Below are 17,447 nucleotides of genomic sequence, written 5' to 3' on the forward strand. Positions count from 1 at the left end.
TCACCGGTGTTCCGCCGCGAAGGTGCGGCGCAGCTCCCGTTTCAGCACCTTGTGGCTCGGCCCGAGCGGCAGCCGTTCGAGGAACCGGATCCGGCGCGGATACTTGTGCCGGCCGAGCCGCTCGCGGGCCCAGGCGATCAGTTCCTCCGCGTCCGGTGGCGGATCGGCCGCCGGGTCGGGCACGACCACGGCGCAGATCTCCTCACCGTGCACCGGGTCCGGTACGCCGATCACGGCGACCTGGGCGACCGCCGGGTGCCGGGCGAGCACCTCCTCGACCTCGCGGGGGTAGACGTTGAACCCGCCCCGGATCACCACGTCCTTGGTCCGGTCGACGATGGTGACGAACCCGTCGGCGTCGCGGGTGCCGAGGTCACCGGTGCGGAACCAGCCGTCGACGACCGCTTCCGCGGTCGCCTCCGGACGGCCGAGGTATCCGGCGAAGACGTTGTGCCCGCGGATGACGATCTCGCCCAGCTCACCGACGCCCAGCAGCTCGACGCGATCCGGAACCTCCGGGCGGGCGATCTCGACCTCGACGCCCCAGATCGGATGCCCGACGGTGCCGGCGCGGGTGCCGAAGTGCGGCTGGTTGGTGGTCGCGGTCGGTGCGGTCTCCGACAGGGCGTACCCCTCGAAGATCGTGGTGCCGAAGGCGGTGTTGAAGCGTTCGAGTACGGCGACCGGCAGTGACGCGCCGCCGGAGACGCACAGCCGCGGCCGGGGCAGCTCGTCGCGGCCGGCGGCGGCTTCCAGCAGTGCGATGTACATCGTCGGCACGCCGTGGAAGACGTCCACCCGTTCGCGGACCATCAGGTCCAGCGCGGCGGGGCCGGTGAACCGGGCGAGCAGCACCAGGGTGCCGCCGATGCGGAAGGTGCCGTTCATCGCCACCGTCTGCCCGAAGGTGTGGAACAGCGGCAGGCAGCCGAGCACCACGTCGGTCGGTCGGGCGTCGTTGGCGTCGAAGACGTTCACCATGGCGTTCATCACCAGGTTGAGATGGGTCAGCACGGCGCCCTTCGGCTCGCCGGTGGTGCCGCTGGTGTAGAGGATCACCGCCGGGTCCTCGGCGCCACGGGAGACGTACGACGGCACCGGTTCGAGTCCGGCGTACAGGTCCTCCAGGCGCCGGACCGGCGTCCCGGGACGCTGGGCGGGCACCGGCGCCACCGCGCCGACGGTGACCAGCGGGATGCCGGCCCGTTCGGCGGCCGCCGCGCCCATCGCGAGCTGGCTGCCGTGGCAGACCAGCAGGTCGGCCCGGCTGTCGCGGAGCACGTACGCGGCCTCGTCGGCGGTGAGCAGCAGGTGCACCGGGACCACGACCGCGCCGGCCGCGAGCGCCCCGTAGTAGGCGCGCGGGAAGTCGACCACGTTCGGGGCGAGCAGGGCGACGGTGTCGCCGGGCCGTACGCCCAGTTCGCGCAGGCCGGCCGCGTAGGTGCGGGCCTCGTGCCACAGTCGCGCGTACGTGACCCGGGTGTCGCCGTCGACGACGGCGACCTTCGCGGGGTGCCGCCGGGCGGATTCGGCGAGCACGGTGGCGAGCGAGAGGCTGGTCACGACTCCTCCCCGGCGAGGTAGAGGCGGCTGACCGTCTCGGCCACGCAGACCGGTCTGCCGCCGCCGTCGCTGTCCACGGTGACGGTCTTGACCACCTGGAGCCCACCGGCCGCCTCGGTCACCGCGTCGATCCGGACGCTGGCCCGGATCCGGCCACCGGTGCGCAGCGGGGCCGGGAACCGTACCCGGTTCAGCCCGTAGTTAACCCCCATCCGCACCCCGTCGACCCGGTAGACGTCGCGGACCAGGGCCGGCAGCAGCGAGAGGGTGAGGTAGCCGTGGGCGACGGTGCCACGGAACGGTCCGGCGGCGGCCCGTCGCGGGTCGACGTGGATCCACTGGTGGTCGTCGGTGGCGTCGGCGAAGAGGTCGACCCGGTCCTGACCGACCGGGTGCCACCGCCCGGGGCCGAGGGTGTCGCCGACCGCGGCGGCGAGTTCGGCGGGCGATCCGAAGGTTCTCACGCGAGGTGCCCTCCGAGCTTGGTGTAGCCGCGCAGCAGGTCGCGGGAGATGATCAGTCGTTGCATCTCGTCGGTGCCCTCGAAGATGCGCAGCAGCCGGGCCTGCCGGTACCAGCGTTCGATCGGCAGTTCCCGGGTGTAGCCCATACCGCCGTGGATCTGCATCACCCGGTCGACCACCCGGTTGACCATGCCGGCGCCGTAGAGTTTCGCCATCGACGAGGCGTGCCTCGGGTCGAGTCCGGCGTCGACGGTCCAGGCGGCGCGCAGCACCAGCCAGCGGGCCGCCTCCAGTTCGGTCTCGGAGTCGGCGAGCATCCAGGCGATGGCCTGGTTGTCGCCGATGGGCCGGCCGAAGGTGTGCCGGGTGTTCGCGTGGTCGATCGCCATGGCCAGCGCGCGTTCGGCGATGCCGAGCGCGTGCGACGGGATGACGTACCGGCCCTTGCCGATCCACTGCATGGCCAGCGCGAAGCCCTGGCCGACCTCGCCGAGGACGTTGCGGGCCGGTACCCGGACGTCCTCGAAGACCAGCGCGGCCGGGCCGCCCTCCCCCATCGTCTGGATGAACTCCGAGCGCCAGCCCATGTCGCGGTCGACGAGGAAGGCGGTGCTGCCGCCCCGGCGGACGTCGCGGTCGCGGTCGGTGACCGCGATGACGATGGCGAAGTCGGCCTCGTTGCCGCCGGTGATGAAGGTCTTCTCGCCGTCGAGGACCCAGTCGTCGCCGTCGCGGCGGGCGGTGAGGCGGATGTTGGCCGCGTCGGAGCCGGCGCCGGGTTCGGTGATGGCGAAGCAGGAGCGGCGTTCGCCCTCGATGGTCGGCAGCAGGTATTCACGCTTCTGCTCCTCGTTGGCGTGGAAGAGGATGTTGTCGGCCTCGCCGCCGAACCGGAACGGGACGAAGGTGCGCCCCACCTCGGTCCAGACCATTGACTGGGTGACGGCCGGCAGGCCCATCCCGCCGTACTCGTCGGGGGTGTCCAGGCCCCAGAAGCCGAACTTGCGGGCCCGCAGCTGCAACTCGCGTAGCTGGCCGGGTTCCAGGCCGGGCAGGTGGGCACGTTCGCGGCGGAGCACCTCCGGCTCCAGCGGCATGATCTCCCGGTTGATGAACTCCCGGGCGGTGTCCCGGATCGCCCGCTCCTCGTCGCTCGGTGCGAAGTCCACGGTCTCCTCCTGGCGTGTTCGTCGGTGCCGGCGGTCAGCGGGCGCCGCCGTTGACGTAGAGGGTCTGGCCGCTGACGTACGACGCGTCGTCGCTGGCCAGGAAGGCGACCACGGCGGCGATCTCCTCCGGTTGGCCGACCCGGCGCAGCGGGGTCAGGTCGGCCACCGTCCGCTGGTGGTCCTCGGGGGTGGCGCCGACCCGGACGGCGGTGGCGGCGGTCATCGCGGTCGCGACGTAGCCGGGGGCGACGGCGTTGACGGTGACGTTGTACGGCCCGAGTTCGATGGCGAGGGTGGCGGTGAGCCCCTGCACCCCGGCCTTGGCCGCGGCGTAGTTGACCTGCCCGCGGTTGCCGAGCGCGGAGCGGCTGCTCAGGTTGACGATCCGGCCGTAGCGCGCGGCGACCATGTGTTTCTGAGCCGCCTGGCAGCAGTGGAACATGCTGGTCAGGTTGGTGTTCAGCACCGCGTTCCATTCGGTGGCCGACATCCTGAAGAGCAGGTTGTCGCGGGTGATGCCGGCGTTGTTGACCAGGATGTGCGGTCCGCCGAGTTCGGTGACCACCCGTTGGGTCATCGCCTCGACCGCGTCGGCGTCGGTGACGTCGCAGCCGATGCCGATCGCCCGGCCGCCGGCGGCGGTGAGTTCGTCGGCGACGAGTTCGCTCCGCTCGGGGTCGAGGTCGACGACCGCGACGGCGGCTCCCTCGGCGGCGAGCCGGCGGGCGGTGGCGGCACCGATCCCCTGGGCGGCGCCGGTGACGACGGCGACCCGGTCGGCGAATCTGTTCACGGGGCTCTCCCTGGTGGTTGTCACTTGAAGGCGCTGACGCCCGTGAGCGCCCGCCCGATGAGGAGTTGCTGGATCTGGCTGGTGCCCTCGTAGAGGGTGGCGACGCGGGCGTCGCGCAGGTACTTGCCGACCGGGTACTCGTCGACGTAGCCGTACCCGCCGAAGACCTGGAGTGCGTTGTTGGCGGCGCGGACGGCGGCCTCGGTGGCGAAGAGTTTGGCCACCGACGACTCGGTGGCGAAGGGCTGTCCACGGTCGATCAGGTCGGCGACCTGCCAGACGAGCAGCCGGGCGGCGGCGGTGTCGACGGCGATCTCGGCGATCAGTCGCTGCACCAGTTGGTGGCCGGCGATCGGTTTGCCGAACTGTTCCCGTTGGGCCGCGTAGCCGAGTGCGGCGTCCAGGCTGCCCTGGGCGATGCCCACGCAGCCGGCGGCGACCGACATCCGGCCCTTGGCCAGGGCGCGCAGCGCCAGGTCGAAGCCGGCGCCGGCGGCGCCGAGCCGGGCGCTGTCGGGCACCCGGACCCGGTCTAGGGCGAGTTCGGCGGTGTCCTGGCCGCGCAGCCCGAGTTTGCCGTGGATCGGGCGGCGGGTCAGGCCGGCGCTGTCGGCGGGGATCAGGAAGGCGGTGATGCCGCGCGGGCCGGGGCCGCCGGTACGGGCGAAGAGGAGGATGACGTCGGCGCGGGTGCCGTTGGTGATGAACACCTTGGCCCCGCTGATCAGCCAGTCGTCACCGGCGCGTTCGGCCCGGGTACGCAGTGCGGCGGCGTCGGATCCGACATCGGGTTCGGTGAGCGCGAAGGCGCCGAGCAGGTCGCCGGCGCAGAGCCCGGGCAGCCAGCGGGCCTTCTGCCCGGGTGTGCCGTGGGCGGCGATCGACTTGGCGACCAGGCCGAGGGAGACCGAGACGATGCCGCGTACGGACGGGTCGCCCCGGCCGAGTTCCTCCAGCACCAGGCAGTAGGTCAGGTGGTCGCCGCCGGAGCCGCCGTCCGCCTCGTCGATGGTCAGCCCGAGGAAGCCGAGGTCGCCGAGCTTCCCGACGACGGCCGGGTCGACCTGTTCGGCGCGGTCGGCCGCGGCGGCGTACGGCGCCACCTCACGATCGACGAACTCGGCCGCGAGCTGACGCGCGGCGGCCTGTTCGGGCGAGAGGCTCAGATCCATGGACATTAAACTAGCGCTGCAAGTTTTATCTCGTCCAGACCCGGATGTGGAAGAGTTCCTTGCGCACCCGTTCCGGAGGAGACCGACCGATGCCGCGTCCCAGCAAGGCCCTGCTCAGCCGGGAACGAATCGTGGCCACCGCCGCCCGGCTCATCGACACCGAGGGGCTGACCGGGTTCTCCACCCGCCGGCTCGCCACCGAACTCGGGGTCCGCGGCCCCTCGCTCTACAACCACTTCGCGACCAAGGACGAGATCCTGGACGCGGTCGCCGACGCGATCATCGCCGAGGTGGACGTCTCGTTCTTCCGTACGCACGAATGGCGGACGGCGCTGCGACTCTGGGCGATGTCGTACCGCGAGGCGCTGCTCGCGCACCCGAACATCGTCCCGTACCTCGCCCAGGGGCCGGGCCGGCGGCCGGCGGCGCTACGGATGGCCGACGCCGTCTACGGAGGACTGGTCGACGCGGGCTGGCCGCCGGCGAAGGCCACCCACATCGGTGCGCTGATGCGCTACCTGGTCACCGGCTCCACCCTCGGCTCGTTCGCGAAGGGCTTCATCGAGGATCCGGCGCTCTACGACGGACACCCCCACCTCGGCCAGGCGCACCGGCTCGCCGAACACCAGCGCAGCGTCGACGACGGGGCGTTCGCCCTGGGCCTGGACGCGCTCATCGACGGTCTCTCCAGCGACTACGAGAAACTCGCCCGGCCTATGGATCGGTGAGGCGGCGGGCGCTACAGTCGGAAAACTTGCGGCGCTAGTTATTGCCGCCAGACGGCACCGCTGCCCACTCACCCGAGTGAGAGGTCCACCGATGCAGCTCACCCGTACCGAAATCCACCTCGGCGGTCGTTGGGTGCGGCCGGACGGCACCGGGACGATCCCGGTGGAGAACCCGGCCACCGAGGAGACCATCGCCGAGATCCCGGCGTGCACCGCCACCGACGTCGACCGGGCCGTCGCCGCGGCCCGCGCCGCCTTCGACGGCTGGGCCGACACCGGCCCGGCCGACCGGGCCGCGGCGCTCGACCGGCTGCACGACGCACTCGCCTCCCGCGCCGACGCCCTCGCGGAGACCATCGGCCGCGAACTCGGCAGCCCGCGCAAGTTCGCCGCCCGGGTCCAGGTCGGACTCCCGCTGCGGGTGCTGCGCGGCTACGCCGACCTGGCCCGGCAGCCCGCCCCCGCCGAGACCATCGGCAACTCCCTGGTGCTGCGCGAGCCGGTCGGCGTCGTCGGCGCCATCACCCCGTGGAACTACCCGCTGCACCAGGTGGTCGCCAAGCTCGCCGCCGCCCTCGCCGCCGGCTGCACCGTCGTGCTCAAGCCGAGCGAGCTGACCCCGCTGGTCGCCTACCAACTCTTCGACGCGATCGACGAGGCCGGGCTGCCGCCGGGGGTGGTCAACCTGGTCACCGGGACCGGTCCGGTGGTCGGCGCGGCCCTCGCCGGGCACCCGGACGTGGACATGGTCTCCTTCACCGGCTCCACCGCCGTCGGCCGGCAGATCGCCCACCTGGCGGCCGACCGGATCGCCCGGGTCGCGCTCGAGCTCGGCGGCAAGTCGGCGAACATCGTCCTCGACGACGCCGACCTCACCACCGCCGTGAAGGCCGGCATCGGCAACTGCTTCGTCAACTCCGGCCAGACCTGCACCGCCTGGACCCGGATGCTCGTGCACCGCACCCGCTACGCGCAAGCCCTCGAACTCGCCGCCGACATCGCCGCCGGATACCGGCTCGGCGATCCCTTCGACCCGGCCACCCGGCTCGGACCGCTGGTCTCCGCCACCCAACGCGACCGCGTACGGGAATACATCGCGCGCGGCCTCGCCGACGGCGGCCGGCTCGTCACCGGCGGTCCGGACGCGCCGGTCCCCGACCGGGGCCACTTCGTCGCGCCGACCGTCATCGCCGACGTCGACCCCGACAGCGCCCTGGCCCAGGAGGAGGTCTTCGGACCGGTCCTGGCGGTCATCCCCTTCGACGACACCGACCAGGCCGTCGCCATCGCGAACAACTCCCGGTACGGGCTCGCCGGCGCGGTCTTCGCCGGCGACGAGCAACGGGCGCTCGCCGTCGCGCGCCGGATCCGCACCGGCTCGGTGGACGTCAACGGCGGCTCCTTCAACCCGCTCGCCCCGTTCGGCGGCTACAAGCAGTCCGGGATCGGCCGCGAACTGGGCGTGCACGGGCTCGCCGAGTTCACCCAGCTCAAGTCGATCCAGCGATGAGGGCGCTGGTCGTCGCCGGGGTCGGCGCGCCGCCCACGGTCACCGACGTCGAACTGCCCGCCCCCGGCCCTGGCGAGGTCCGGGTCCGCGTCCGCGCCGCCGGGGTCTGCCACTCCGACCTGTCGATGACGAACGGGACGGTCACCCCGGCGTACCCGCTCGTGCTCGGGCACGAGGCCGCCGGGCTGGTGACCGAGGTCGGCGCCGGCGTACGCCGGGTCGGTGTCGGCGACCACGTGGTGCTGAACTGGGCACCGCCGTGCCGCGGGTGCTGGCCCTGCCGGCACGACGAACCGTGGCTCTGTGCCGAGGCGGGCACCCCGTCGGTGGCCCGGGGCCGGACCGCCGGGGGCGATCCGTTGCACGTCACCCTCGGCCTCGGCGCGCTCGCCGAGGAGGTGGTGGTCGGCGAACGGGCGGTGATCGCCGTGCCGGCCGGGCTGCCGTTCGAGTCGGCCGCCCTGCTCGGCTGCGCCGTCCTGACCGGGGTCGGTGCCGTCACCCGGACCGCCGCCGTCGCGCCGGGTGAGTCCGTACTGGTTCTCGGGCTCGGCGGGGTGGGCCTGGCCACGGTGATCGCCGCCGCGTCGGCCGGTGCCGGACGCGTCGTCGCCGCCGACCTCGCCGGGGCCAAGCGTGAGCTGGCGACGGCCGCGGGGGCCACGGACTTCCTGGTCGCCGACGACACCCTCACCAGACGGGTCCGGACGCTGACCGGAGGGCGCGGGGTCGACCACGCCTTCGAATGCGTCGGCCGGGCCACCACGATCCGCACCGCCTGGCGGGCCGCCCGGCGCGGCGGCCAGGTGACCGTGGTCGGGATGGGCGGCAAGGACGACCTGGTCGAGCTGAGCGCGCTGGAGATCTTCCACTCGGCGCGTACCCTGCGCTCCTCGGTCTACGGTTCGTCGGACCCGGACCGGCACGTGCCGGAGTTGGCCGCCGCGGTGCTCGACGGGTCGCTCGACCTCGGTCCGTTGATCACCGACCGGTGTGGACTGGACGAGGCGCCGGCCGCCTTCGCCCGGATGGCCCGGGGCGAGGGCGCCCGCACGGTGGTGCTGTTCGACTGACCACCGGCTCAGCGCAGGGCGCGGGCCAGCTCGATCCGGGACCGCAGGCCGAGCCGGTGGAAGATGTTGCGCAGGTGGTGGTCGACGGTCCGGGGGCTCAGGTGCAGGCAGGCGGCCACCTCCCGGTTCGTCGCCCCCTCCCCCACCAGCCGGGCGATCCGCAGCTGTTGGGGGGTCAGCGTCCGCACGTCGACCGCCGGGCGGACGGCACCGCCCGGCGGCCGAGGGTCGCCGGGCGGTTCCACGGCCGGCCGGCGCGCGGTGGCGGTGTGGGCCGGGACCGCCGCGCCCGCCGCCCGCAGTTCCGCCGTCGCCTGCTGTGCCCAGCCGGCGACACCGAGCCGCTGGAACGTCTCCATCGCCCGGCGCAGGTGCTCCCGGGCGTCCCGGGGTCGGCGCGAGCGACGCAACTCCCGGCCGAAGAGCAGTTCCGTACGCGCCCGCTCGAACTCCGCCCCGCCCGCCGCGTGCAGCCGCAGCGCCTGCCGGAACCAGTCCTCGGCCGCCCCGCTGCCCCGGGGGGCCAGCAGTGCGCGGCAGCGGGCGGAGACGGCCCGGCGGGCCGGATTCCCGGTGCCGTCTGCCCAGCGGTCGAAGACGGCCGACGCGTGGAGCGCCCGCGCCCGCCGTGCCGCCGTCGCGGGTCCCGCCGGGTCGGCGTGGGCGACCGCTTCGACCAGGTACGGCGTGGCCATCACCTGCACGACGGGTTGGCCCCGGCCGGTGCCGGGTCGGGCCAGGGCGTGCAGCCGGGCGGCGGCGGCCGTCGCCCGGCCCTCGGTCAGGTCGAGCACCGCCAGCGCCCACTGGCTCAGCGCCCAGGGCCGCTGCCCGCCGGCATGAGCGCCCGCGCCGGGCTGGCCGTGCCGCAGTGCCACGGCCCGGTCGCCGCGGATCGCGGCCAGCACCGCGAGCATGCCCCGGTGGATGGCGGCGCAGTTGTCCTGCCCGCTCTCCCCGGCCACCGCCAGCCCTTCCCGGGCCGCCGCCACCGCCGCCGGACCGGTCGGGTCGAGCCAGTAGTGGGCGTAGCTCAGCAGCTCCAACGCCCGGGGCAGGGCCGAGACGTCGCCGGTGGCCCGGGCCCGGGCCACGGCCCGGGAGGCGAGCCGGCCGGCGGCGGCGTCGTCGGCGGCGAGCAGGCCGGCGGCGCTGGCGGCGGTGAGCCCGACGGGGTCGTCCAGCGACGCGGCGAGGTCGACCGCCCGGCGGAGGGCGGCGACCGCGTCGCGGTGGCGGCCCTCGAAGGTCGCGGCGGAGCCGGCGATGTGTTCGTGGGCGACCAGGGCGGCGGCGGTGGCGTCCGGCCGGCACAGCACGGCCGCCCGGCGGGCGATCTCGGCGTACCGGCGGTAGTCGCCGGAGAGGCAGACCGCCTCGCCGGCCTGTAGCAGCGCGCCGAGGGCCGCCCGGGGATCGGTCGGGGCCAGCACCTCGGCCGCGGCCAGCAGCGGTTCCGGTGCGTCACCGGCGACGCCCGCGCGCAGGGCCATCTCGCCGCTCAGCAGCCGGACCCGGGCCCGCACCACCGGGTCCGCGCCGGTGTCGCCGATCCGGAAGAGCAGCCGGCGGGCACGCTGCGGGTCGCCGGCCAGCCAGGCGTACCGGGCCGCGGCGACGAGCCGGAGATCGGCCGCGGCGCCGCGGCCGTCGCCGGTCCGGGCGTCGGTGAGCTGGGCGGCGCGTTCCAGGGCCGCCGAGGCGGTCGCGTAGCCCCCGGCCGGATCGGGTCGGCCGGCGGCCGTACGGAACGGGCCGGCGCCGGGGTCGGGGGCACTGGCGCGGACGTGCGTGGCCGCCCGTTCCAGTTCGGCGGCGAGCGGTTCGTCCGGGCCGTCGGCGGCGGTGGCCAGGTGTACGGCCCGACGCAGTCGCTGGTCGGGTCCGGTGCTGATGGTCCGGGCCAGGAGCAGGTGCGCGGCGCGGCGCCGGGCCAGCGGTGCCTGTTGGTAGGCCAGGGTCCGGAGCAGTCGCTGCGGAAAGCCGACCCGGTGGGCGTCGACGCGGATCAGGCCGGCGAGTTCCGCCGGGGCGAGGGCGGTCAGCCGGGTACCGGACGCTTCGGCGGCCCGGACCAGGCCGAACTGGTCGAGTGCCTCGTCGGCGGCGGCGAGCAGGAGCAGCCAGCGGGTTTCGGCGGGAAGCCGGCGCAACCGGTCCCGGTAGGACCGGCCGAGCACGCCGTCGGGGGGCAGTGCCGTGGGCGGGGGCTCGTCGCCGTACCGCTGGGCGGGGGTGAGGGTGGTGGCGAGGTCGGTGAGCGCCTGCGGGTTGCCCCGCGCGAGCCGGGCCAGTGCCGCGGCCGTGTCGGCCGGCAGGCCGTCGGGGACCAGGTCGCCGAGCAGGCCCAGACTGTCCGTCTCGTCGAGCGGGGTCAGCCCGAGCGCCGGTACGTCGCAGACCGCTTCCGCCGCGTCGCCGGCGAGCACCATGGCGACCCGGTACGGGCGCAGCCGCCGGGCGGCGAAGGCGAGCACGTCGAGCGACGGGGGGTCGGCGGCATGCGTGTCGTCGAGGCGGCAGAACACGGGACGTCCGGTGCCGGCCGTGCCGAGCAGGCCGAGGACGGCCCGGCAGAGGACCAGCCGGTCCGGCTCGGGGCAGCCCTCCCCGCCCAGGGCGCGGGTGAGCACCTCGCCCTGCCGGCCGGGCAGCGGCGGGATCCGTCCGGCGAGGGGTTCGAGGAGCCGGTGCAGTACGGCGTACGGCAGGTCGGCCTCGTCGGGCAGCCCTTTGGCGGCGAGGACGGTGAACCCGGCGGGGTGGGCGGCCGCGGTCACGCTGCCGTCGTCGAGCAGTGCGGTCTTGCCCAGGCCGAGTTCGCCGTGCAGCAGCAGGGCGCCGCCGGTGCCGGTGGCCGCCGCGTCGATCAGGTCGGTGATCGCCCGGCGTGCCGTGCTCCGGCCCCGTAGCACAGATTTTTGCACTAGCGATGCATCAATCATATAGTGAGTGTTACCTATCGGTAACGAGATCGGAAGAGGGCGACATTTCGCTCACCTGAGGCACGACGACCCCACACCTCGGCGCTCCCAACCCGCCGCCCGGGGCCGGCCGGGACCCTGGGGCGCCCTGGATCCAGCTCGATACCGTGTGCGGGTCGACGGGCTCCGCGTACGGGACCAGGGAGCCCGGGCCCGAAGGGACAGGTGGAACGGATGGGGCGGAGAGCGGGACGGCCGGTCAGCGGTCTGATCGCGGCGGCCGTGACGGCGGTGCTGGCCCTGTCCGGGTGTTCGGCCGATCGCGACCCCGTCGATGCCGTGACCGCGCTCGCCGAGGAGACCCACCCCGGTCAGTTGCGGCTCGTCACCGTACGGCGGGCACCGGCCGACGGGGCCGCCGAGGTCGTCTTCGCACTCGACGACGACCCCGACGCCGCGGTCGTGGTGAACGTCGGCGGCGCGCCCGACAGCACCGTGGACGAGGAGGATCTGCGGTCCGCCGTACGGGCGGCCCGGGAACGGGCAGACCGCTACCGCACCCTGGTGGCGGCCTTCCGGCCCTGCGGCTACTCACTGGTCGCCGTCCACGAGATCGGGCAGCCGTCGCACGAGGAGGTCTGGATCGCCGCCGACGACGCCGGCCCGCTGGACCGTACGCCGCTCCGGCTCCAACCGTGCCGGGAGGACTGGCGGTTCCCCGGCCAGGACGCCGCCCCCGGCGTCAACCTCGTCGACGCATCCGTGCTCGCCGGCCTGGCGGCTCCCGACCCGGAGCTGCCGCCCGTCCTGCGGGTCACCGAGCGGCACCTGGACGCGGCCCTGAAGGAGACGTTCCACCACACCGTCGAGGTCTGGCCGGCGGCGGCCGCCACCCCGCCCGCCCACGCCGGCCGCGTCCGACCCGTCTGGCCGGCGAAGGAGTGGCAGACGATCGCACAGACCCTGCGCGCGTGGATCGACGAATGGCTCGACGAGAGCGGGGTCGCCCACGTCAGCGGCCTGGAGGTCTACGAGCAACGGTGGTTGATTCCCGGTACGTCCCGCGAGATGCGCTACTACGAGGCGGTCTGCACCGAACGGGAGACGTCCTGGCGGTGCGTCGGGCCGATGGTCGGCGTCGCCGCCGTCACCGTCGACCTCGACGACCTCTCGGTATCCGCGCCGCGACTGATCACGGACATCAGGCAGTGGCGGGACATCCCCGCCAACCGACCGCTCGAACCCGAACTCGCCGCCGCGGTGCGGTGACGGTCGCGGACGGTCAGTCGCGGGCGGTCAGCAGGGCGGTGACGGTACGGGCCATCGTCCGGCGGGCCTCGTCGACGCCGAGCCCCAACCCGTCGCGGAGCATCGACCAGGCGGGCCACATCGTCGCCGCGACCACCGCGTTGAGCAGTTGCCCGCGGCCCCGCCCGGCCGCGGCGAGTTCGACGGCGAACACCTCGCTCACCTCGTCCCGGAGCCGTTCGATGTGCTTGGCCCGGTTACGGCGCAACTGCTCCGAGGTCGGTTCGCGCAACTGCGCGGCCCGCGCCGAGGGGGTGATCAGCTGGAGCAGCCGGGCACGTTGCCGGCAGAAGGCGTCCACCCGCTTGGCCAGCGGCAGCTCCGCCGGGATCGGCCGGTGGGCGGCCTGCTGCTCGGCGAGCACCCGCTCACCGCTGGCCTCGAACAGGGTCTCCATGTCCTTGAAATTGGTCCAGAGCGCCCGCAGGGAGACCCCGGCCCGCTCGGCGATCCGCTCACCGGTCGGCCGCAGGTCGCCCTCACCGATCAGCGCCAGATGCGCGTCGACGATCGCCGCCCGGGTGCGTTCCGCGCGGGCGGTACGTCCATCCACCCGCACCGGTGCCTCGGTGTCAGTCATCGCCTCGTGCTCCCGCCGACGTCGAAACCTGCACCCGCAGTGTAGTGGCGGTCAGCCGCCCGCCGGCTGGTGGCGACGCAGCTCACGCCGGGCCAGCGACCGCCGGTGCACCTCGTCGGGGCCGTCGGCGAGCCGGATGGTCCGGGCCGACGCCCACAGCCGCGCCAGCGGGGTGTCCTGGCTCACCCCGGCCGCGCCGTGTGCCTGGATGGCCCGGTCCACCACCCACTGGGCCATCTCCGGCACCACGATCTTGATCGCCTGGATCTCGGTACGGGCGGCCCTGTTGCCCGCGGTGTCCATCAACCAGGCGGTCTTGAGCACCAGCAGCCGGGCCTGCTCGATCCGGACCCGGGCCTCGGCGATCCAGTCCTGGACCACCCCCTGGTCGGCCAGCGGCCCGCCGAACGCGTACCGGCCGCTGACCCGGCGGCACATCAGCTCGAGGGCCCGTTCGGCCATGCCGATCAGCCGCATGCAGTGGTGCACCCGGCCGGGGCCGAGCCGCGCCTGGGCGATCGCGAACCCGGAGCCCTCCGTGGAGATCAGGTTCTCCACCGGCACCCGTACGTCGACGAAGTCGATCTCGGCATGCCCGCCGTGGTCGGCGTCGTCCCAGCCGAAGGTGTGCATGCCCCGGCGGATGGTGACTCCCGGGGTGTCCCGGGGCACCAGGATCTGACTCTGCTGCCGGTGCCGGGGCGCGTCCGGGTCGGTCTTGCCCATCACGATGAAGACCTGGCAGAGCGGGTTCATCGCCCCGGTGATGAACCACTTGCGGCCGTTGACGACGTACTCGTCGCCGTCGCGTTCGATCCGGGTGGCGATGTTGGTCGCGTCGGACGAGGCGACATCCGGCTCGGTCATCGCGAACGCCGACCGGATCCGCGCGTCGAGCAGCGGCTCCAGCCACCGCTCGCGCTGCGCCCCGGTGCCGAACTCCGCCAGCACCTCCATGTTCCCGGTGTCCGGGGCGGCACAGTTCAGCGCGGCCGGGGCCAGGCCGGGACTGCGTCCGGTGATCTCGGCGAGCGGGGCGTACTGCTGGTTGGTCAGGCCGGCGCCGTACGCGCCGGGAAGGAAGAGGTTCCAGAGCCCCCGCCGGCGGGCTTCGGCGCGCAGTTCGTCGAGGACCGGCGGGTGCGACCAGCCGGAGTGCCGGGCCTGCTCGGCGAAGACCTGCTCGGCCGGATAGATCCGCTCGGCCATGAACCCGAGCAGCCGGGCCCGCAGTTCCTCCGTACGGTCATCGAAATCGAAGTTCACGAAAGACCATCCAAAGTCTCGTGTGCCTGCCGGACCAGCGGCGCGACCTGCGCGCCGATCCCCTCGAAGCCGGGGCCGACCGTCTTCCCCCGTACGTACCGGTAGTGCACGCCCTCGAGGATCACCGCGAGCTTGAAGGCGGCGAAGGCGAGATACCAGCGCAGGCCGCTGGTGTCGCGGCCGGATCGGCGCGCGTAGTGCGCGGCGATCTCGACCGGGTCCGGGTGACCGGGTACGGCGAGCGCGGGGCGGGTCGGGCCGTCGGCGGCGGGCATCGGCCGGCCGGCGTAGATCAGCATCAGCGCCAGGTCGCTCAGCGGGTCACCGAGGGTCGACATCTCCCAGTCGAGCACCGCGCGGATCCCGCCCTCCGGGCCGATCAGCACGTTGTCCAGCCGGAAGTCGCCGTGCACGATCGTGCCGGCGCCGCCGGCGGGTACGGCCGCGGCCAGCCGCTCGTGCAGGTGGTCGATGCCCGGCACGTCGCGGCCGCGCGAGGCGTCGAGCTGCCGTTTCCAGCGCCGGACCTGCCGGTCGTTGTAGCCCTCCGGGCGGCCGAAGTCGGCCAGCCCCACCTCGGCCGGCGGTAAGGCGTGCAGGTCGGCGAGCACCTCCACCAGGGCGAGCACGAGGGCGCGTACCCGGTCCGGACCGAGCCGTTCCAGCTCGGCGGGGTCCCGGTGGATGACGCCGTCTACGTACGCCATCAGGTAGAAGGGGGCGCCGAGGACCGCCGGGTCCGGGCAGAGGAGCACCGTCGGCGGTACGGGGAAGCCGGGCGGCCCGAGCGCGCTGAGCACCCGGTACTCCCGGGTCATGTCGTGTGCGGTGGCCAGGACGTGCCCGAGTGGTGGGCGGCGCAGCACCCACCGCGACGTCCCGTCGGTCACCGCGTACGTCAGGTTGGACCGGCCACCGACCAGCAGTTCGGCCCGCAGCTGCCCGGCGACCAGGCCCGGGGCATGCTGGGCGAGGTGTTCGCGGAGCCGGGCGAGGTCCAGACCGGGCGGCCCGCTCATGCTGCCGGCCCGCTCATGACGCCCGCCCGCTCATGACGCCGGCTCGCCGCGCTCGCCCATGACGGCTCCCTCCGCACCGGGCCGGACGGGGGTGGGCGCCGACTCGTGGCGCTGTTGCAGGCGGTTCATCGCGCTCAGCCACCGGTCCGGGTCGCTGGCCCGGTGGAGATAGAAGTCTGCCACTTCGGGGTGCGGCAGCACCAGGAAGCGGTCGTCGGCCATCGCCGCCAGCACCGAGTCGGCGACCTGGTCGGGGGTGAGCGCGCCGTCGTCGAGCAGCGCGCCGCCCATCGGCCCGGAGCGGGCCAGCATCGGGGTGCGTACGCCCTGCGGGCAGAGCGCCTGGACGACGATCCCCCGGTGCTCGTAGCTGGCCCGCAGCCATTCGGCGAAGCCGAGCGCGGCGTGTTTGGTGACCGAGTACGGCGCGTTGCCGAGCATGGTCAGCAGCCCGGCGGCGGAGGCGGTGACCAGGAGCCGGCCCTGCCCGTCGGCGAGCCAGCGGGGCAGCAGCGCGCGGGCGGCGTGGACCTGGGACATGACGTTGACCCGCCAGGCCGTCGTCCAGACCTCGACCGGGGCGTCGGCTCCCCCTTCGGGAGCGATGCCGACGTTGGCGCAGAAGAGGTCCAGGCCGCCGAGTTCGGTCCAGACCCGGTCGACGAGCCGGTCGACGAAGTCGGGGTCGGCGGCGTCGCCCGCGACGGCGAGGGCGCCGATCCGGGCGGCGACGACTTCGGCGGCGGCCGGGTCCAGGTCGTTGACGACGACCCGGGCACCGGCGGCGACGAAGCGTTCGGCGAGGGCGGCCCCGATGCCCGACCCGCCGCCGGTGACCACCACCACCGCGTCGGTGAGGTCGAGGCCGACCGGGGTCATCCGGCGGCCCGGTCGGCGACGGTGAGTCCACCGTCGACGATCAGGGTCTGGCCGGTGATCCAGGCGGCGTCGGGGCCGGCGAGGAAGGCGACGGCGGCGGCGACGTCGGCCGGTTCGCCGAGCCGGCCGAGCGGGTATCCGGCGGCGACCTCGGCCTCGCGCCCCTCGTAGAGGGCGGCGGCGAAGCGGGTCTTCACCACCGCCGGGGCGACCGCGTTGACCCTGATCCGGGGCGCCAGTTCGACGGCGAGCGCGGCGGTGAGCTGGTTGAGCGCGGCCTTGCTGATGCCGTAGAAGGCGATGCCGGCGGCGGGTTTGAACGCGGAGACCGAGGAGAGGTTGACCACGGCACCGCCGTGTTCGCCGAAGCCGGTCGCGCGGGCCTGCTGAACCCAACCGAGCGCGGCGAGCACGTTGACCTCCATGATCTTCCGGGCCGCGCCGAGGTCGAGTTCGGTGAGCGGCCCGTACACCGGGTTGGTGCCGGCGTTGTTGACCAGGATGTCGAGCGGGCCGAAGGTGTCGGTCGTCTCGGCGACGGCCCGCGCCCGGTGTTCGGGGTCGTCGGCCGCGCCGGGGACGCCGTGGGCCACCGCCGGGCCGCCGAGGGCGGTCACCGCCTCGGCGAGCGGCGCCGCCTTGCGGCCGGTGATCACGACCCGGGCGCCCTCGGCGACGAGGCGTCGGGCGACGGCCAGCCCGATGCCGCGACTGGCGCCGGTCACCAGGGCCACCCGACCGGCGAGGCGACCGTCGACCGGATGCTCAGATTTTGCAGTCACAGTGCCGATTTTAGGAACGCCCGCCCGACCCGTCAATCACCGTGACGATTCCCACCCGGGATTCGATGGACAGCACACTCAAAGTAAGCGCACTCTTGGTGCACATTGATGCTCCGGAGAGGACACCTGAAGCCATGCCCGAAGCCGTCATCGTCGCCGCCGCCCGCTCCCCGATCGGCCGTGCCAACAAGGGCTCCCTGACCGAGCTGGCACG

15 protein-coding genes are annotated in these 17,447 nt (G+C 74.0%); 4 read left to right on the forward strand and 11 right to left on the reverse strand.

The window, feature by feature from the left end; translation table 11 throughout:
- Genes AB0M79_RS02985 through AB0M79_RS03005 form a run of 5 tightly spaced genes read right to left on the reverse strand, consistent with a single transcriptional unit; the run spans nt 1 to nt 5,164 of the window.
- Nucleotides 1–1,566 carry a long-chain fatty acid--CoA ligase gene (locus AB0M79_RS02985; protein WP_364207211.1) on the reverse strand — a complete coding sequence of 522 codons (1,566 nt, stop codon included), beginning with the start codon at nt 1,564–1,566 and terminating at the stop codon, nt 1–3.
- Nucleotides 1,563–2,030, reverse strand: a complete 468-nt coding sequence (locus AB0M79_RS02990; protein WP_364207213.1) for a MaoC family dehydratase — start codon at nt 2,028–2,030, stop codon at nt 1,563–1,565. Before AB0M79_RS02990 ends, AB0M79_RS02985 begins: the two co-directional genes overlap by 4 nt.
- Nucleotides 2,027–3,199: an acyl-CoA dehydrogenase family protein gene (locus AB0M79_RS02995; RefSeq protein WP_364207215.1), complete on the reverse strand. Its 1,173-nt coding sequence runs from the start codon at nt 3,197–3,199 to the stop codon at nt 2,027–2,029. Before AB0M79_RS02995 ends, AB0M79_RS02990 begins: the two co-directional genes overlap by 4 nt.
- A 34-nt stretch (nt 3,200–3,233) precedes the next feature.
- Nucleotides 3,234–3,992, reverse strand: a complete 759-nt coding sequence (fabG, locus tag AB0M79_RS03000) for a 3-oxoacyl-ACP reductase FabG (protein WP_364207217.1) — start codon at nt 3,990–3,992, stop codon at nt 3,234–3,236.
- A gap of 20 nt (nt 3,993–4,012) precedes the next feature.
- A complete protein-coding gene (locus AB0M79_RS03005; RefSeq protein WP_364207219.1) occupies nt 4,013–5,164 on the reverse strand; it encodes an acyl-CoA dehydrogenase family protein in 1,152 nt (383 codons plus the stop codon).
- A gap of 89 nt (nt 5,165–5,253) precedes the next feature.
- Between AB0M79_RS03005 and AB0M79_RS03010 the strand changes: the two genes are divergently transcribed.
- From AB0M79_RS03010 to AB0M79_RS03020, 3 genes are all read left to right on the forward strand, one after another.
- Nucleotides 5,254–5,892, forward strand: a complete 639-nt coding sequence (locus tag AB0M79_RS03010) for a TetR/AcrR family transcriptional regulator C-terminal domain-containing protein (protein ID WP_364207221.1) — start codon at nt 5,254–5,256, stop codon at nt 5,890–5,892.
- A 91-nt stretch (nt 5,893–5,983) separates the two neighbouring features.
- Complete coding sequence (locus AB0M79_RS03015) at nt 5,984–7,402, forward strand: aldehyde dehydrogenase family protein (protein ID WP_364207223.1); 1,419 nt, start codon at nt 5,984–5,986, stop codon at nt 7,400–7,402.
- Nucleotides 7,399–8,475, forward strand: coding sequence for an alcohol dehydrogenase catalytic domain-containing protein (locus tag AB0M79_RS03020; RefSeq protein WP_364207225.1), 1,077 nt, complete (start codon nt 7,399–7,401; stop codon nt 8,473–8,475). The genes AB0M79_RS03015 and AB0M79_RS03020 overlap by 4 nt, the downstream gene beginning before the upstream one ends.
- Nucleotides 8,476–8,483: 8 nt before the next feature.
- Here the strand turns inward: AB0M79_RS03020 and AB0M79_RS03025 are convergent, their stop codons facing one another.
- Nucleotides 8,484–11,402 (reverse strand): AAA family ATPase, encoded by a 2,919-nt coding sequence (locus tag AB0M79_RS03025; RefSeq protein WP_364207227.1) that lies wholly within the window; start codon nt 11,400–11,402, stop codon nt 8,484–8,486.
- Between the two features lie 231 nt (nt 11,403–11,633).
- Here AB0M79_RS03025 and AB0M79_RS03030 point away from each other — a divergent pair, with 231 nt between their 5' ends.
- Nucleotides 11,634–12,668, forward strand: a complete 1,035-nt coding sequence (locus tag AB0M79_RS03030) for a hypothetical protein (protein WP_364207229.1) — start codon at nt 11,634–11,636, stop codon at nt 12,666–12,668.
- Nucleotides 12,669–12,681: 13 nt separating this feature from the next.
- On the opposite strand, the gene AB0M79_RS03035 is transcribed toward AB0M79_RS03030, so the two are convergent.
- The 5 genes from AB0M79_RS03035 to AB0M79_RS03055 are packed head-to-tail and all read right to left on the reverse strand — an operon-like array spanning nt 12,682 to nt 17,233.
- A complete protein-coding gene (locus AB0M79_RS03035) occupies nt 12,682–13,287 on the reverse strand; it encodes a TetR/AcrR family transcriptional regulator (protein WP_364207231.1) in 606 nt (201 codons plus the stop codon).
- Nucleotides 13,288–13,338: 51 nt separating this feature from the next.
- On the reverse strand, nt 13,339–14,553 hold the full coding sequence (locus AB0M79_RS03040; protein WP_364207233.1) for an acyl-CoA dehydrogenase family protein: 1,215 nt from the start codon (nt 14,551–14,553) through the stop codon (nt 13,339–13,341).
- A complete protein-coding gene (locus AB0M79_RS03045; RefSeq protein ID WP_364207235.1) occupies nt 14,550–15,572 on the reverse strand; it encodes a phosphotransferase family protein in 1,023 nt (340 codons plus the stop codon). The genes AB0M79_RS03040 and AB0M79_RS03045 overlap by 4 nt, the downstream gene beginning before the upstream one ends.
- A 30-nt stretch (nt 15,573–15,602) precedes the next feature.
- A complete protein-coding gene (locus tag AB0M79_RS03050) occupies nt 15,603–16,451 on the reverse strand; it encodes an SDR family oxidoreductase (protein WP_364207236.1) in 849 nt (282 codons plus the stop codon).
- Nucleotides 16,448–17,233 (reverse strand): SDR family oxidoreductase, encoded by a 786-nt coding sequence (locus AB0M79_RS03055; protein WP_364207238.1) that lies wholly within the window; start codon nt 17,231–17,233, stop codon nt 16,448–16,450. The genes AB0M79_RS03050 and AB0M79_RS03055 overlap by 4 nt, the downstream gene beginning before the upstream one ends.
- Nucleotides 17,234–17,447: the final 214 nt, after the last annotated feature.

The organism is Polymorphospora sp. NPDC051019, from assembly GCF_040683055.1.
Classification (GTDB): Bacteria; Actinomycetota; Actinomycetes; order Mycobacteriales; family Micromonosporaceae; genus Polymorphospora; species Polymorphospora lycopeni.

What these genes read in the sequence shown, in the direction of transcription:
- AB0M79_RS03005 (WP_364207219.1), bottom strand. Translation starts at nt 5,164, where the DNA reads ATGGATCTGAGCCTCTCGCCCGAACAGGCCGCCGCGCGTCAGCTCGCG.
- AB0M79_RS03010 (WP_364207221.1), top strand. Translation starts at nt 5,254, where the DNA reads ATGCCGCGTCCCAGCAAGGCCCTGCTCAGCCGGGAACGAATCGTGGCC.
- AB0M79_RS03015 (WP_364207223.1), top strand. Translation starts at nt 5,984, where the DNA reads ATGCAGCTCACCCGTACCGAAATCCACCTCGGCGGTCGTTGGGTGCGG.
- AB0M79_RS03020 (WP_364207225.1), top strand. Translation starts at nt 7,399, where the DNA reads ATGAGGGCGCTGGTCGTCGCCGGGGTCGGCGCGCCGCCCACGGTCACC.
- AB0M79_RS03030 (WP_364207229.1), top strand. Translation starts at nt 11,634, where the DNA reads ATGGGGCGGAGAGCGGGACGGCCGGTCAGCGGTCTGATCGCGGCGGCC.
- AB0M79_RS03035 (WP_364207231.1), bottom strand. Translation starts at nt 13,287, where the DNA reads ATGACTGACACCGAGGCACCGGTGCGGGTGGATGGACGTACCGCCCGC.
- AB0M79_RS03045 (WP_364207235.1), bottom strand. Translation starts at nt 15,572, where the DNA reads ATGAGCGGGCCGCCCGGTCTGGACCTCGCCCGGCTCCGCGAACACCTC.
- AB0M79_RS03050 (WP_364207236.1), bottom strand. Translation starts at nt 16,451, where the DNA reads ATGACCCCGGTCGGCCTCGACCTCACCGACGCGGTGGTGGTGGTCACC.